This window comes from Bacillus sp. FSL L8-0193 (genome assembly GCF_037976065.1).
Lineage (GTDB): Bacteria > Bacillota > Bacilli > Bacillales > Bacillaceae > Bacillus > Bacillus paralicheniformis.
On the sequence record NZ_CP150261.1, the window covers coordinates 3,358,343 to 3,372,749 of the forward strand.

The 14,407-nt window shown below is 43.1% G+C and carries 16 protein-coding genes; 4 read left to right on the forward strand and 12 right to left on the reverse strand.

The features are described from left to right. Nucleotides 1–21: 21 nt before the first annotated feature. The 4 genes from MHH76_RS16930 to degQ form a co-directional block, all read right to left on the reverse strand. Nucleotides 22–2,337: an ATP-binding protein gene (locus tag MHH76_RS16930; RefSeq protein WP_020452789.1), complete on the reverse strand. Its 2,316-nt coding sequence runs from the start codon at nucleotides 2,335–2,337 to the stop codon at nucleotides 22–24. Nucleotides 2,338–2,357: 20 nt separating this feature from the next. Continuing rightward, the gene (gene comX / locus MHH76_RS16935) at nucleotides 2,358–2,528 is read right to left on the reverse strand and encodes a competence pheromone ComX (RefSeq protein WP_020452790.1); all 171 of its coding nucleotides are present in this window, start codon (nucleotides 2,526–2,528) and stop codon (nucleotides 2,358–2,360) included. Continuing rightward, a complete protein-coding gene (locus MHH76_RS16940) occupies nucleotides 2,500–3,411 on the reverse strand; it encodes a polyprenyl synthetase family protein (RefSeq protein WP_035337591.1) in 912 nt (303 codons plus the stop codon). Before MHH76_RS16940 ends, comX begins: the two co-directional genes overlap by 29 nt. A 186-nt stretch (nucleotides 3,412–3,597) precedes the next feature. Continuing rightward, nucleotides 3,598–3,738 (reverse strand): degradation enzyme regulation protein DegQ, encoded by a 141-nt coding sequence (gene degQ / locus MHH76_RS16945; RefSeq protein ID WP_003184860.1) that lies wholly within the window; start codon nucleotides 3,736–3,738, stop codon nucleotides 3,598–3,600. Between the two features lie 485 nt (nucleotides 3,739–4,223). On the opposite strand from degQ, the gene MHH76_RS16950 reads away from it, so the two are divergent. Further along, the gene (locus tag MHH76_RS16950; protein WP_223254849.1) at nucleotides 4,224–4,571 is read left to right on the forward strand and encodes a hypothetical protein; all 348 of its coding nucleotides are present in this window, start codon (nucleotides 4,224–4,226) and stop codon (nucleotides 4,569–4,571) included. A gap of 42 nt (nucleotides 4,572–4,613) precedes the next feature. Here MHH76_RS16950 and MHH76_RS16955 read toward each other — a convergent pair whose 3' ends face one another. From MHH76_RS16955 to MHH76_RS16985, 7 genes are all read right to left on the reverse strand, one after another. Then, complete coding sequence (locus tag MHH76_RS16955; protein WP_035337594.1) at nucleotides 4,614–5,834, reverse strand: HDOD domain-containing protein; 1,221 nt, start codon at nucleotides 5,832–5,834, stop codon at nucleotides 4,614–4,616. 177 nt (nucleotides 5,835–6,011) lie between these two features. Next, a complete protein-coding gene (locus MHH76_RS16960) occupies nucleotides 6,012–7,481 on the reverse strand; it encodes a nicotinate phosphoribosyltransferase (RefSeq protein ID WP_023856157.1) in 1,470 nt (489 codons plus the stop codon). A gap of 17 nt (nucleotides 7,482–7,498) precedes the next feature. After that, the gene (locus MHH76_RS16965) at nucleotides 7,499–8,050 is read right to left on the reverse strand and encodes an isochorismatase family cysteine hydrolase (RefSeq protein WP_020452795.1); all 552 of its coding nucleotides are present in this window, start codon (nucleotides 8,048–8,050) and stop codon (nucleotides 7,499–7,501) included. A 185-nt stretch (nucleotides 8,051–8,235) separates the two neighbouring features. Then, on the reverse strand, nucleotides 8,236–8,637 hold the full coding sequence (locus tag MHH76_RS16970) for a YueI family protein (protein ID WP_026580054.1): 402 nt from the start codon (nucleotides 8,635–8,637) through the stop codon (nucleotides 8,236–8,238). 93 nt (nucleotides 8,638–8,730) lie between these two features. Next, on the reverse strand, nucleotides 8,731–8,979 hold the full coding sequence (locus MHH76_RS16975) for a YueH family protein (protein ID WP_020452797.1): 249 nt from the start codon (nucleotides 8,977–8,979) through the stop codon (nucleotides 8,731–8,733). 73 nt (nucleotides 8,980–9,052) lie between these two features. Further along, nucleotides 9,053–9,274 (reverse strand): spore germination protein, encoded by a 222-nt coding sequence (locus tag MHH76_RS16980; protein WP_020452798.1) that lies wholly within the window; start codon nucleotides 9,272–9,274, stop codon nucleotides 9,053–9,055. A 56-nt stretch (nucleotides 9,275–9,330) separates the two neighbouring features. Continuing rightward, the gene (locus MHH76_RS16985) at nucleotides 9,331–10,440 is read right to left on the reverse strand and encodes an AI-2E family transporter (protein WP_043054454.1); all 1,110 of its coding nucleotides are present in this window, start codon (nucleotides 10,438–10,440) and stop codon (nucleotides 9,331–9,333) included. A gap of 187 nt (nucleotides 10,441–10,627) precedes the next feature. Between MHH76_RS16985 and MHH76_RS16990 the strand changes: the two genes are divergently transcribed. The 3 genes from MHH76_RS16990 to MHH76_RS17000 all read left to right on the forward strand — a co-directional run bounded on the left by MHH76_RS16990 (nucleotide 10,628) and on the right by MHH76_RS17000 (nucleotide 13,740). Then, nucleotides 10,628–11,062, forward strand: a complete 435-nt coding sequence (locus MHH76_RS16990) for an Rrf2 family transcriptional regulator (protein WP_026580057.1) — start codon at nucleotides 10,628–10,630, stop codon at nucleotides 11,060–11,062. A 171-nt stretch (nucleotides 11,063–11,233) separates the two neighbouring features. Continuing rightward, nucleotides 11,234–12,130, forward strand: coding sequence for an alpha/beta hydrolase (locus tag MHH76_RS16995; protein ID WP_035337600.1), 897 nt, complete (start codon nucleotides 11,234–11,236; stop codon nucleotides 12,128–12,130). Between the two features lie 146 nt (nucleotides 12,131–12,276). Further along, nucleotides 12,277–13,740, forward strand: coding sequence for a hypothetical protein (locus tag MHH76_RS17000; protein WP_043054455.1), 1,464 nt, complete (start codon nucleotides 12,277–12,279; stop codon nucleotides 13,738–13,740). Here MHH76_RS17000 and MHH76_RS17005 read toward each other — a convergent pair. Beyond that, complete coding sequence (locus MHH76_RS17005; RefSeq protein ID WP_020452803.1) at nucleotides 13,737–14,267, reverse strand: HD domain-containing protein; 531 nt, start codon at nucleotides 14,265–14,267, stop codon at nucleotides 13,737–13,739. The genes MHH76_RS17000 and MHH76_RS17005 overlap by 4 nt on opposite strands. Between the last annotated feature and the right edge of the window lie 140 nt (nucleotides 14,268–14,407).

Here is a 14,407-nt window from a genome sequence, read left to right on the forward strand (position 1 = left end):
AGCAAAAATGTTAACTAAACATTACAATTCCATTTCAATGGCGACCCTGAAGCCTTTCCCTTCTGCTGTCTGTATATCCAGACTGCCGTTCAGCGCGCGGACTCGCTCGCGAATGCCCGACAGCCCCATGCTTGCGCTGTTTTGATAAAGCTTGTCCGGATCAAAACCGATGCCGTCATCTTCATAATGAAGAACAACTTTTTCTTTTATGCAGACAAGCATAATCAAAACCTCATTAGCTTTCGAGTGTTTAACCGCATTGCTTAAAAGCTCCTGCACAATTCTGTACAAATTCAGCTGCGTGTCCAGGTCGAGCACCTTTGAGAACCTTTCCGTATTGAGGCGGATCTTATCGATCGATGAGGACTCCTGATGCTGTGCCGCCAGTTTCGAAAGGGCTTTGACCAGTCCGAGATCGTACAACAGCTGCGGCCTCAGCTCCTGACACGTTTCCCTTGTCGTCTGGATGACGGTGGACATTTGCTCATTCATATTGATGAGCCTTTGCCTGATTTGATTCGTACAGACTTTATCTTTTTCAAAATCAGCCAGAAACATCTCGCTTTGATGCTTCAAGGAAATCATGTCCTGCAGCACAGAATCATGAAGATCACGGGCCAAATCAGATCTCTGCTTCTCTTCAATCGCAAACATCAATTTATTCAGCCACGCCGGATTCGGCCCTTCTTTTTTCACATGTTCCAGATGCTCCATCAGCTCGCCGATTTTCAAGACGTTTTCCAGGGAAACACTCGTATAAAACGCCAGCGTCTCAAGCCACGAAATCTCATCGCGCGTCAGCCTAGGCGTATTTAAAACCGACAAACACAGCATGACATAAGAAGTCCCGCCCCGTTCACCGATCTTAATCAAAAATCCGCGGTCGACTTCGACGATTTTACCGATGTCGGTGATGACCTTGGTTACTTCTTGTTCGTACGGGATCCACGGTTTTTCTTCTGCATCATTCTCTAGCATCGATACCGATCCATCGTTTTTTACTTTGAGCATATAAATATTATTAACAAGAAGCACGTCCAAAACGATTTGTTTTAACTCCATTAAAACTTGATTTAAAGACGTAAATGTTCGAATGGTTTGAGTAAATTTAAAAATACTATCCTGGTAGTTAAATTTTTCTGAAAAGCGCTTTAGCCGAAAGCGAAAATCAATAATTTCTTTTAAATAGAAAACGCCTACCATGATAAGATATGTAAAGATTGTAACCTGTACTGTGAAAAATTCTCCTTCTTGATGCTTAACAATGGCTAAAATAGTAATAATTAAAGAAGTTGGAATTATCGCTAAAAAACTATAATATTTCAATCGACCAATTAAAAATTCAATATCATATATTTTATTAGACATAAATTGATATACCAAAGATAAAGGAATCAGCAACAGAAACGGGGACACAACAATGGCCGAGAAAATATAATCGCCAAAGACCAGCATAGGAAGTACATAGAAAAACAAAAAAGGTACCAATGCAATGAAGTTCATCAACATTAATATTTTCAATAAGTAGGACTGTTGAGAATACTTGAATTTAATTAAGGCATATGTAATCAGAATAAAAACAATGACCGTCGAAATAAAGAACGACAATAAGTTAATGCTTTTTAGAATACTTCCCTCAAATTCAAATAAGTATAAACCAGCTTCAAGTATGAGGTTTATAAATGGTATTAAATAAAGTAAAAAAACTTTATTACTGAAAAATGTTTTCCCTATCTCTTTAAAGTATCGATAAATAAAATGTAAGTAGCTAGTTGGAACAGCTAAAAAAGTAAGTATATTTACAAATCTACTGAAAGTGTCACCTCTTGCAACTGCGCCTGCACTAACATAAGCTATAGAAGTAATAAGCAGAAATAGGACTAATAAAAATGCTGAGAAAAGATTTTTAGATTTGTTTACTTTAAAAATAAAATACACACAAATTAAACATAAAAAGTAAAAGATCAACGGAATGATAAATATAAAAAAACTGTCATAACTGACTAAATCCAAATATATCAGAGAATCATTCTCAAATACTTTCCCATTTCTTTCAATTGTTAACGTTAAAACGTTTGACAATGTATATTCCTTATCTTTTTTAAATGGAACCTGCTGCCCATTTATTCTATGAATGATATCTCCTTCTTTTAATTCTGCATAATCAGCGGCTAAAGTGTGTTTTTTCACTTCCACAACTTCAAGACTGTATTCATCAAGATTTTTCACCTTTAACCCAACTAGATTATTATTAAAACTAAGATAGCAAACATAGAGAACATAAATAAAACTTAACAATATGAGAACTAGTGAAACCTTGTTATAATATGACTTCATTTAGAAATCCCTACTATTCATTATTTGAACCATAAATTAGGGTAAGGACCCCAACCTGCTTCAATTCTTTTAAAACCTTCAATTAAACTGAAAACTTGGTCTTTATCAACACCTATAAGACTGGCTTTGCCAGCAATAACCTGTTCCAACACTTCCGGGTGTTCAACCAAAAAACTCACGATCTCCTGCATAATACTCTCCTCGTAAAGACTCGTTTAAAAGCGCAGACATCAAACGTTCTTTCTCCATATCCCCCAACTGCAGCTCCCCAATTCCCTTTTTAAATTTCTGAATAGCGAGCTGATTCATAACATACATATACTGAGTGACGCCTGCTGCTTTCAATTTCTCTTTATAGCATTTTATTTCTTTATCGGCAATTTTATCCTCAGTTTCAAATGTTTTTAACAAATCAATCGATGGCTGGTTAAATTTTCTTGACAAATATAAGTACGCAAGCGTCCGCTTTTTCTTGGCGATATCGCTTTTTGAATCATAAAAAAGTGCTTTATAATCATTTTCGATTTGTGAAGCAATGCCCAGCTGATATGCGTACTTCTCCACCGCCGGGTCAAATTTGCCCGTGGCAAGCATCGCCCCAAGCACGCATGGCAGAGCCGTCAGCGCCCCGGACTTACGCTTGATCATGTCAAGGCATTCATCTTCAGTGGCAGGCCGGTTGCTGAGATCGTCATGCTGTCCCTGCATCGATTGAAGTATATATTCCATCAGTTTTTCAAAAAACACCGGTTCTTTCGACACCGAACTGATCACTTTAATGCTTATTGTATAAAGCGCAGTCGCCGCATTCATTGCGACTGAACGGTTTATTTTCATCCAAGGTTCATCGGGGCTGTCTTCATCCTCTAAATCATCGAATATATCAAACGCAAGAATCAAAAGTTCTATGCCCGCTCCAAGCGTTTCCGCCGCATCAGCGTCCGTGCCGCCGAAACTTTGGTAATGATAAAAAGCAAGCTCGCTGAAATGCAACTGGTCCTTTGCATCTAGAAAAGCGTGCAGCGTCCGATTTAAGTCCGCGTTGGGAATCTCAACGTCTATAAAATGATTCATTCTTTGCTTGATTTTACTGTGATCTAGACAAAAAAGCTTAGAGATGGTGCTCCCTCCTTTCTTAATATTTTACTAAATCAAATTCCCGATTGACAGAGCAATTTTTTTATTTAACAATTATATAATAATATATCCTTTTTTTGGATTTGTTCGCAAAAAAAAAAGACTTGTCTGAAACAAGTCTTTTTACGAGGTTTTTAGATATGTGTACTTATCGTATTGATCAATGCTTTTGTTAATCTTGCGCAAGGAGTCCTTTGTTTCTCTGATTTCATTCTCTAGCCGCCAAAGCAGTTGTTTTAATTCTTCAATTTGTTGCTTTTCCACCGATTCCACACTCCTTTTGGAAGATCAATCAATTTGTGTATAGTGAACGAGTCATAGGTATTTGATCTGTTAATACAAGTTTAAAGGGAATTGGTCTCTTTTTCACCGAAAAGTTGCATATAAATTCATGCGTTACACCGCAAACTTTAAATAGACCATAACACCCATTCTACACGACTTGCGATTAGTTCTCAATTCCTAATGAAACATAAAATTTTAGTTTGTTTTTAAAGGGATCAAATAAAGATCACTAATAAACCCCTTTAGCACCGCAAGTTCAGTTATTTTTTGTTCGTTTTGCGACATTGAGTCTAAAGTAATAACTAGCGGGGAATAGAAAAACTTGATTGTTCAAGGAACGCAGATCGGGTATGCACCACCGAAAAACACGCAATAGACCGACACGCATTTCGGCCCTTAAAAAAAACCGACCCTTCGCCTTACACCGCAAAAACCGCAATTTGACCCGTAAAAATTGAAACGAGGTGTTCATATTGCTTCCTTCTCATTGCTTTTGGATGCATCCATACCAACATATCCGCTGCCGGCAGGTCTATCCGGAAGTTGAAGCCAGCGCCTTTTCGCGTTCGGCAAAAGAAGCGGAGGGCTTGATGGCTGACGGACAAAGAATTTTAAGCAGGCTTTCAGCATCGCGTGCTTTGGCTCACCAAATCATGACGGCTGCCCAAAGCAACCAAAAAAATACCGTCCTTGCCCTGCTCAGACAAACTGGCGTCCGCAGCCAGCTTGATGCCTCTTTCGATCCCGACGGCATCCGCATCATGCTTATCAGCCCCCGCAGCAGAATATTCCTCCTCCTGCGTTGGTCTTAGCGCAAAAAAAATTCCGGTCCCTAAAAAGGAGCCGGAATTTTTTTATAAAAGTTTTTGACACCAATCAACGGCTTCAAGATAGCATTGATACGCTTCATCTTTTGTTAAGCCTTCTGTTTCTGGCGTGCTGTCTTCCCATTCGTTTCGCTCGATCGATTTTGCAAGCCGTAAGATTTTTCGATAATCGTTTTCTTTGCCGAGCAGTGCTTGTCCTACTTCGTCCGTCAGCGGCAGTTCGCTGATGACTTCCGCCAGTTCTTTGTGAAGCAGTGTATCGATAAATGAAAACATGCCTGTCAGCATATAAGAAGCCGGCTGAGGGCGATTCGTTTTTTTCGCCAGCAATTCGCAAAGCTTCGCGCGGATCAGCGAAATCTTGACGACTTCGTTCTTGCTGGAGTTTTGTTTTTTCGTTAAATCCTTAAATGAGAGGATGAAGATCCACCTTTTGATTTCTTTAAATCCGAGAAGCACGATAGCCTGGCGGATGCTTTTAATCTTTTGAATCGGCCGGTTGGCCGGAGAGTTCAACAGCTTCAGCAGCTGGTAGGAAAGCGACAAATCGCGTTCTATAATATTTGTGACGTTTTCAATATCAGGCTGATCTTCGCTTAATTCATGCAGCAGCTCATAGTAAGCATGGAAATGATATGTAATGTCCTGACCGTCAATCACAGCGGGCTCGCTGAAGAAATAGCCTTGAAACAGTTGAAATCCGTCTTTTGCCGCCTGCTCATAATCCTTTCGCGTCTCCACTTTTTCAGCGAGAAACGTCAGACGGTGGTTCCGGCATGATCGAAGGATGCTCTGTCTTTCCTGCCGCGTCGTTTTGAAAAAATCGATCTTCAAAATATCAATGGATGCCAAAAGCTGATGGAGCAAGTCCCTCTCCACGCGATGTTTTAAACAAAAATCATCAAGGGCAATCGTGTAGCCGAGGCTTTTCAAATGCCTGCACCTTTCGATAAGCTCAGGGGTGATCGGCACATCTTCAAGGATTTCTACAACGAGCTGGTCCGGATCAAAATAAGTCGGCAGCCCTGATGCCAAAAGACCTTCGGTAAAATTCACGTAATACCTTTTGCCTTCTGTCAATTTATCGATTCCAATGTTTAAAAAGCTGTTAATCATCAATTCTGTTGTCGCTTGATCACCGTCAATACCGGAAAAAAAGTTTTTCTCGCTTTCTCTGTATAAAAGCTCGTATGCGACAACTTGTTCTTTTCTGTTGAATATTGGCTGTCTGGCAACGAATACCCTCATTCTTTTTCCCCCTAGCGACTGAGGTGCCTTCGCTTTTAAGTATATCAATTAAATGAGCAAATCCCGTCCGCTTAAAAAATCCGCCCAAATATTGAACTTAATATTGAAAAACAGATAATCCCCGAAGAAATTATCTGTTTCAATCCCCAGTTATATTAAAAACTATCGTTTACAGAGTCAACCTTGATCCAGACCTTTTTTCGCCTTGATTTTTGCTTCGTGAATTTGCTGCATCTTGTTGTTCCAGCAAGCTTCGCTTAAATCGACAGGATATTCTTCGGGCTTGCTGATCCGCTTATACTCTTCCCAAAGCAAACTGAGATTTTCTTGAACATACCGCTTAATATCCTGAATGCTCGGATTCTCATAAACAAGCTCGCCTTTTTCAAAGATCGGCTGGTGAAGGTCTTTCGCATCAAAATTCGTCACAAACTTGCTGATAAACGTATGAACGGGGTGAAACATCTTCAGCCGCTCCTGTTCATTGACCTTTTCATAGTCCAAAGCGATATAATCGCCTTCTGAATGATGGTTCAGCTGATTGATGATTCTGTACACCTTTTTCAAGCCTGGAGTCGTCACTTTTTCCGGATTCGAAGAAATTTTAATCGTGTCTGCCATCTTTCCGTCTTCTTCGATGGAAACGAGTTTGTAAACCGCGCCGAGAGCCGGCTGATCATAAGCGGTAATCAGCTTTGTGCCGACGCCCCAGACGTCGATTTTTGCGCCCTGGGCTTTCAGGTTCATAATCGTATACTCATCAAGATCGCTTGAGGCGACGACTTTTGTATCTGTAAATCCGGCTTCATCCAGCATGGCTCTCGCTTTCTTGGACAAATAGGCGAGGTCTCCGCTGTCCAGGCGGATTCCTGAAAATTCAATTTGATCACCGAATTCCTTCGCCACTTTGATTGCATTTGGAATGCCGGAACGCACCGTATCATATGTATCGACCAAAAAGACACATTTTTTATGGGTTTCCGCATATTTTTTAAATGCCGTGTATTCGTCGCGGTAGGCTTGAACAAGCGCATGGGCGTGCGTGCCCGATACCGGAATGTCAAAACGCTTGCCGGCGCGGACATTGCTTGTCGCATCGAACCCGCCGATAATCGCGGCCCTTGCTCCCCACATCGCCGCGTCCATTTCATGCGCGCGCCTTGTTCCAAATTCGAGCGCCGTCTCATCTCCGATCACACTTTTGATTCTCGCGGCTTTTGTCGCGATCAATGTTTGGTAATTCACAATGTTGAGCAGAGCCGTTTCAATCAGCTGCGCTTCGGCCAAAGGCGCTTCGATTCTCATGATCGGTTCGTTTCCAAACACGATTTCGCCTTCCTGCATGGAATAAAGCGAACCGGTGAATCTCATATCTTTTAAAAAGCTGAGAAAGTCATCTTTGAAGCCCAGCTCTTCTTTTAAATAAACTAAATCGCTTTCAGTAAATCTGAAATCCCGCAAAAACTCAATCGCTTTTTCAAGACCGGCAAAAACGGCAAAACCGCTGTCAAAAGGGAGCTTTCTGAAAAACAGTTCAAAAACGGCTTTCTTTTGATCAATGCCGTCGCGCCAATACGTTTCCGCCATATTAATTTGATATAGGTCTGTGTGTAGTGCTAGACTGTCGTCTGTAAAACGGTGTTCCAACCTTCATTTCTCCTTCCTCAATCTGACACTGAGGCTCCCAGGGTGTTTGCAAAATGAGAAAGAGCCCAGTCGTGCCCGTCCGGGTTAAAGCTAGCCACTGCGTTTTGATGAATGACAAGATTAAACCCTTTATTATAAGCGTCTACTGCGGTATGGAGCACGCATATATCTGTGCATACGCCAACGAGGTGCAGTTCTTTAATATCCCTTTCACGAAGCTTCAGCTCGAGGTTTGTCCCGGCAAAAGCAGAGTACCTTGTTTTTTCCATGTAATAGACATTCTGGTCATGTTCGTGTTTTCGATAAAGCGCTTCAAGCTTTCCGTATAAATCCTGTCCTGATGTACCTTTTATATTATGTGGAGGAAACAAACGGGTTTCCGGATGATGCGAATCGCCGGCCTCGTGTGAATCGACTGCAAATACGACGTAATCGCCGTTTTGAATAAACGTTTCCGCGAGACGCGTCACGGCGTCTTCGATTTCCCGGCCTGGTTCTCCGCACGTCAGCTTTCCGTCAGCTGCGACAAAGTCATTTGTATAATCTATACATATAAGAGCTTTTTTCATTGCCGCCCTCCCCGCCTTTTGTATGATAGGTAACATTATAACTTATCTAAACGGACAAGTGAATGGCGAATCAAGCGGATATGGCTGCAAAGCCGCGCCAGCAGCGGGTTTTTTCTTTTTCAGAAAAAAACAAAAACCGCGGGTTTTCGCACGCCCTGTGGAAGACGCGTGCGAAAACCCGTGCCTCATCTCTTGTTTAAAACCGACTGCTCAAAGATGTCGTCCTGAACATAAATCGATTCTTTCTCTACAGCCTCGCGCGCTGCGAGGACAAGTCCAAGGGGAGTATCCGATTGCTGGTCGGACACGATGGAAAAAGAAACACCTTGTTTATTGGACTCCTTGATGTAAGGAGATAAATGAGAGTAGTCGATTTCACCGTTCAGCAATAATGTCGCATCCGCTTTTGAGCCAAGCGCATCGATGACTTCGCGGTATGCCTGCGGACGCAGCACTTGTCCTTTCGTCAATGCGATGATAACCCGTTCCCTCAGCGAGCCTAAAAACAGTCTGCGTTCATCCGGCTTCGTTTCGCGTGGTCCATACATTCCCTGCTGTAAATATTGATCCATTGATTGGTCGCTCACGTCTTAGACCCTCCAGTTTATCTTGCTGGCAGCTTGTTTTAAGCTGCGTTTTTTTATCAGTATGCCCATGAAAACAGCGGGCATGAGCCCGGGCTACATTTCGGTCACCCATTGTACAATCTTTTTGGACAGCTCCTCGGCCGCATCCGCTTCAGCCACTTTCGACAATGACCGGTCAAGCTTTTCGGCGAGCTCTGCTTTTTCTTCCTCATAAGAAATCAGCTTACTCCACTCCAGTTGCGGCACAGCCACAAGCGTATGAAATTCCTTTTTATTTTCATGGAGGTAAACGTCTGTGATCATCTGATCTTTGTTCAAGATGTTTGCCTTCCTGATTTTCATCTTTGTCACCTGCCTTATCTATCTTTTTTCCCATTATACTATAAAAAAGAAACAGCCTCTTTAAAAGAGGCTGTCACAGGTTCAATGACTTGAAACCGTCGATCACATCCGCATCTGTGAAGGATGTTTTATTGCTATTGTTTTGAATCAAACCGTAGTCCCCTGTTAAAAATGTACCCGCTCCTCCTCCGGAAACATCCGTGCACTTCGGGGAAATGGCAAACACATCTCCAAAGAAGGCTGCGCTGTCATCAACGACTTGCCTGATAAAAATCGGTCCGACGATCGCCGGCATCTTCACACCTCCGCCATTCAATTTATTAGCATCATATGTGAAAATGGGCAAAACGTTCAGACTTCAGCATTTTCCGCCGTTTCTTTTTTATACCTCTGCCTTAAACGGACAAGGCGGACGATATTCAATGTAAAAGCCTTGAGCAGGGCATAAGCCGGAACGGCCAGGATCATGCCGAGAATACCTCCGAAGCTTCCGGCGCCGATTAATAAAAGGATGATCGTCAGCGGATGCGTATTCAGACGGCGGCCGATAATCAGCGGCGACAGCAGATTTCCGTCTGTCTGCTGAACGGCAACGACGATGATCAGCGCGATGAATGCTTTCGTCGGCGAGTCGAGAAAAGCGATAATGACAGCCGGTGTCGCTCCAAGAAACGGTCCGACATATGGAATAATATTCGTCACGGCAATAATCATGCCGAGAATCAGCGCGTATTTCACACCGGCGATCCAAAAACCGATGAAGCACGCCGTTCCGACAAACATACAAACGATCAACTGTCCTTGAATGTAAGCCGCCAGCGTCTCATACAAATCCTTAAAAATTTTCAGTCCTTCATTTTTGTACTTGTCAGGCAGAATCTTAACAGCCAAATTCGGGAAACGGTGGCCGTCCTTCAGCATATAAAACAGGATGAACGGCACGGTAACAGCCGTGAGCGCAATGTTGGTCACAACACCGAATACAGAAGACAGGCTCCCTGTAATATTCTCAGGCAGGCTCGTCAGATATTCGCCGATTGAGCTTTCGATTTTGGCAACCGACACGAAATCCTGATTCATTATCCAAGTGAACCACTGCGAATTCGACATTTGCTTAATGAAAATCTGGATCTGTTTCACATAGGACGGAATGCTGTTAAACAAATCGGTCACCTGCTTTGTAAACACAGGACCGACAGATGACAACACAAACACGATCAATGCCACAAACGCCAAATAGATCAGCAGAATGGACAGCGTTCTCGGCAGCTTTTTTTCAAGAAACCGCACGATCGGATTGAATATAAAATACAAGATTCCCGCGATTAAAATCGGTGTAAATAAAGTCGATGCAAATACAATGATCGGTTCGAAAAGAAAAGACACTTTTGTCGACACATAAATAATAAGAAGAACCAATAAAATTTGCAGCGTCCAAAAATGGGTTTTTGATTTAAACAAGCTTTGTTTCCTCCCGGCTTTTTTCATTAATCTAAAAACTACTATTCACACTAACGTCTGTCAACTGTTTTCCTTCCATTCATACGAAAAAGCTTTGACAGGGTTTCATTTCAACACCTTTTTGAGCAAAAAAGATTGACAGCTTCACCCGTTGTAAATACAATAATTACAACGGAAGGGTGATTTGATGAAGATCAGCAGCAGATTTACGATAGCCGTACATATGTTATCCTTGATGCAAGTCCGAAGCGACCATTTGACATCAGAGCAAATCGCTGACAGCGTCAATACCAATCCGGTCATCATCCGCCAAATCAGCAGATTGCTGAAAAAAGCGGGCTTGATTGAAGTAAAGCGCGGCACAGGCGGCGCGCACTTATTACGGGATGCCGACGCCATTTCTTTGTATGATGTCTATAAAGCCGTCGAAGTTGTCGGTGAAGGCGAACTGTTTCACACTCACGAAAATCCTAATCCTGATTGCTGGGTCGGTGCGAATATCCACCAGGTTCTTGAGCTTATTTTATTAAAAGCGCAAACAGCCATGGAGACTATACTCAAAGAAATTTCTATAAAAGAATTGACTGATCTGATTATCCAAAAAAAGAATGCTTCTCAATGAGGCATGATTTTTTTCGACTCGTTGTAATAACCACACTTACAACGAGCGTCTGGTATTATATTTTTTCGCCTCGTTGTAATATTGTTCGTTACAACAGAATAAAAGGAGGTGGGTACCATGTGATCAACACAGGCGAATTCGGATTTCCAACACATTAAGGGAGGACTTAACATGACGAATCATATAAAAGAAATCAACTGGGAGCAAAACACCAACTCTTACATTCAGCTCATACCGAATATTGAGTACACAAAAGTGAAAGACACTTCTTTGACATTACATTTGCTGGTGCGCCGCAATCCAATGGATGCGTTATTTAACCGGGAAGGCAATCAAGAAACATACCCGCTGATTATTTATCTGCAAGGGTGCGGATGGGGTTGGACAAAACAGGATACATCCGCCTTTATCCCCCAGCTGGTTCCATTTGTCGAGCAAGGCTATGTCGTGGCAAGCGTTCAATACAGAGGCAGCGGAGAGGCGCTGTTTCCGGCTCAGCTTCATGATGTGAAAACAGCTGTCCGCTTTTTAAAAGCAAATGCCGACCGCTATAACATCGATCCTGATAGAGTGGGAGTCTGGGGGGATTCTTCAGGCGGCCATTTGGCTCTTTTGCTTGGATTGACCGAAGGAATTGAAGAATTTGAAGGCCAGGACGAATACCGTCATGTATCGAGCAAAGTCGATGCGGTTGCGGACTGGTTCGGCCCGGTTGATCTTCTGTCCATGAGCAAGTATCCGTCCATCTTCGACCATGATTCACCCAATTCACCGGAATCCAAGCTGATCGGCGGACCTGTTCAAGAAAACAGAGAACAGGCGAAACAAGCGAGTCCGATAAGCTATGTTCACAGGGACGCGCCCCCCATTCTGATCATGCACGGGGATCAGGACGATGTCGTCCCTTATGAACAAAGCGTCCAATTGTTTGAAGCCTTAATAAAAGAGGGCCATGATGCCCTTATGTATAAAATAAACGGGGCCGGACATAACGGTTTTACCCAGGCTCATACCCTTGACATCGTCAAATCGTTCTTCCGCAAACATTTAAAGCCTGGAAAAGCATGAACATTGAAGGCCGGATATCCGGCCTTTCAGTGTATATTCCTATCTTTTATGAATATTTTCTAAATTTTTTTCAGTATATCGGTATAAAGTTCACCTTCAGAAAATAAGATGAAAACGCTTACAACAAAACCATGAGGTGAACAACGATGAAAAAACTGGTACTGCTCATGCTTGTTTTGCTGGTCGTGTATCCGCATGTATCGAAAGCGGGAGGATTTAAAGGAGGGGGCGGCGATCCGGGCCACTGGTTCGCGGGAGACCCTGTTGAACATCCTGATCCCGCAAAACCGCCGATTGTATTTGTCCATGGATTAAACGGCTCTTCAAGCGCTTGGTTTGACGAAAATGACATGGCGGAGCAGGCGTGGAAAAACGGATATGATGCGGCTTTTATCGATCTCCACCCCGATAAAGACATGCAGGATAACGGAGCGATGCTGGCCGCGAAACTGCGCGAAATCTACCAGCATTTCGGCCGCAAGGTCATTCTCGTTTCCTACAGCAAAGGCGGAATTGACAGTCAGTCGGCGCTGATTCATCACAACGCATACCATTATGTCGAGCGCTTGATTACGCTCGGAACCCCCCATCACGGTTCGCAGCTGGCAGACCTTGCCTACAGCAGCTGGGCAGGATGGCTCGCCGATATTTTAGGCCAGAAAAATGACGCCGTTTACTCTCTCCAAACAGGGTTTATGAAATCGTTCCGCGATCAGACCGACAATCATCCCAATCGATCGAAAACCAAATATTTCACCTTGGCAGGCAATAAAATCGGCGGGTTCGGCAGCGTTTTATTTTTTGGAGGCGTCTATTTAAACATGTTTGGCGAAAATGACGGAGCCGTCACCGAAAAAAATGCGAGACTCCCTTACGCCACAAACCTGAATACAGGGAAGTGGGATCACTTCTCGATTATTAAAGGAAACCTCACATTTCCTGTATTTATGCCTTTATTGACGGTTCAGGCATATGCAAATGAAACAGCGGCCATCAAGGAAAACCTATCGTACCCTTTCATCAGAGGAGGGGAAAATCATGGATTGAGAGAAGAGGAATTCGCTGTTGAAAAAGGCGTCAAGGAAATAACCGTTCACTGGCTGAGCAATCATTCCTCGGGAAATATCAAATTGACAGATCCGCACGGCAAGCCGCTCAAAGATTTTTCAAAAGCAAAGACGGCGGATGTTTTTGAAGGGGGATTCGTCCATTCCGCTGCCATTAAAAATCCGGCAGCAGGTACATGGAAGATCGCATCATCTGTCAAACAAAAAGAGGCGTTTTTGTTCATTGTGACGTTCGATTCTCCTCTGAACCAGCAAATTAAAAACGCAGTCACCAGAGAATCGGCAAATCTTGCGAATGTTAAGGCGTCCGTTCGTTCTATCCGCTATGAAAACGGAAAACAGGCCGAGAAAAAGTCGCTGAAACCAGCTTCCATCAATGCGCTGCAAAACAGCCTGTCATTCAAAAAAGCGGGCTTGTATTCGGTGACGATCGACCTTTCAGGAAAAACGGCAGACAACTCGCCGTTTAACAGGACGATCATCCGCTCTATTTATGTAAATGACAAAGGGGAGAAGTTTGAAAACAGCCCTTTGTCCGATTAAACCGTTCTTTTCATGGGAGATAAAGATTCATCGACCATGCGGTCAAGTTTTCTGATCTTTTCAAGCGCCAGCTTATGATCGATTTTGCGGTAATGGTGGTTTCCGCCCGGCTCTTCATCCAGCTCATCCGCTTTTTTGACGATTTCCTGCAGCTTGTTTTTATCGAGGTCCCCTTCTGGCAAATAGGAATCCGTATGAAGCAAAATCGCCAAAGCAATCTCTTTTGCCGCTTTCCGATCTTCGCCGAGGCGGATCAGAAGCTTGTGAGCGCGCTCGGCACCCTTTATCGCGTGAATGTCGTTTTGCTTGTATTTTTCATAATCCCATTCCCCGTCGGTATACCATTCATAATGACCGATATCGTGCAGCAAAGCCGCTTTTGTCGCGATATCAGGGTCTACTCCCGCTCGCACCGCCAGGCGGTATGCGTGGTAAGCGCAGGCTACGGCATGAGCTACACCGGAGCGTGTTAAATATTTTTGTGCGATTGGATGGGTGAATACATCCACTAATGTTACGTTTCTCATGTAAACCCCTCCTTTATATATTTTTAGAATCCTAACATATTTTCATGTAAATCTCAATTGATCTGACACATCATATTTAAAATTCCGCTATATGAGCCTGCGCCATAATAAAATAAAAACAAGCACAATCGATTTGATGT

Excerpts from the sequence above, each read along its gene's own strand:
- MHH76_RS16930 (WP_020452789.1), bottom strand. The coding sequence starts at position 2,337 with ATGAAGTCATATTATAACAAGGTTTCACTAGTTCTCATATTGTTAAGT.
- comX (WP_020452790.1), bottom strand. The coding sequence starts at position 2,528 with ATGCAGGAGATCGTGAGTTTTTTGGTTGAACACCCGGAAGTGTTGGAA.
- MHH76_RS16940 (WP_035337591.1), bottom strand. The coding sequence starts at position 3,411 with ATGAATCATTTTATAGACGTTGAGATTCCCAACGCGGACTTAAATCGG.
- MHH76_RS16955 (WP_035337594.1), bottom strand. The coding sequence starts at position 5,834 with ATGAGGGTATTCGTTGCCAGACAGCCAATATTCAACAGAAAAGAACAA.
- MHH76_RS16965 (WP_020452795.1), bottom strand. The coding sequence starts at position 8,050 with ATGAAAAAAGCTCTTATATGTATAGATTATACAAATGACTTTGTCGCA.
- MHH76_RS16975 (WP_020452797.1), bottom strand. The coding sequence starts at position 8,979 with ATGAAAATCAGGAAGGCAAACATCTTGAACAAAGATCAGATGATCACA.
- MHH76_RS16980 (WP_020452798.1), bottom strand. The coding sequence starts at position 9,274 with ATGCCGGCGATCGTCGGACCGATTTTTATCAGGCAAGTCGTTGATGAC.
- MHH76_RS16990 (WP_026580057.1), top strand. The coding sequence starts at position 10,628 with ATGAAGATCAGCAGCAGATTTACGATAGCCGTACATATGTTATCCTTG.
- MHH76_RS16995 (WP_035337600.1), top strand. The coding sequence starts at position 11,234 with ATGACGAATCATATAAAAGAAATCAACTGGGAGCAAAACACCAACTCT.
- MHH76_RS17000 (WP_043054455.1), top strand. The coding sequence starts at position 12,277 with ATGAAAAAACTGGTACTGCTCATGCTTGTTTTGCTGGTCGTGTATCCG.
- MHH76_RS17005 (WP_020452803.1), bottom strand. The coding sequence starts at position 14,267 with ATGAGAAACGTAACATTAGTGGATGTATTCACCCATCCAATCGCACAA.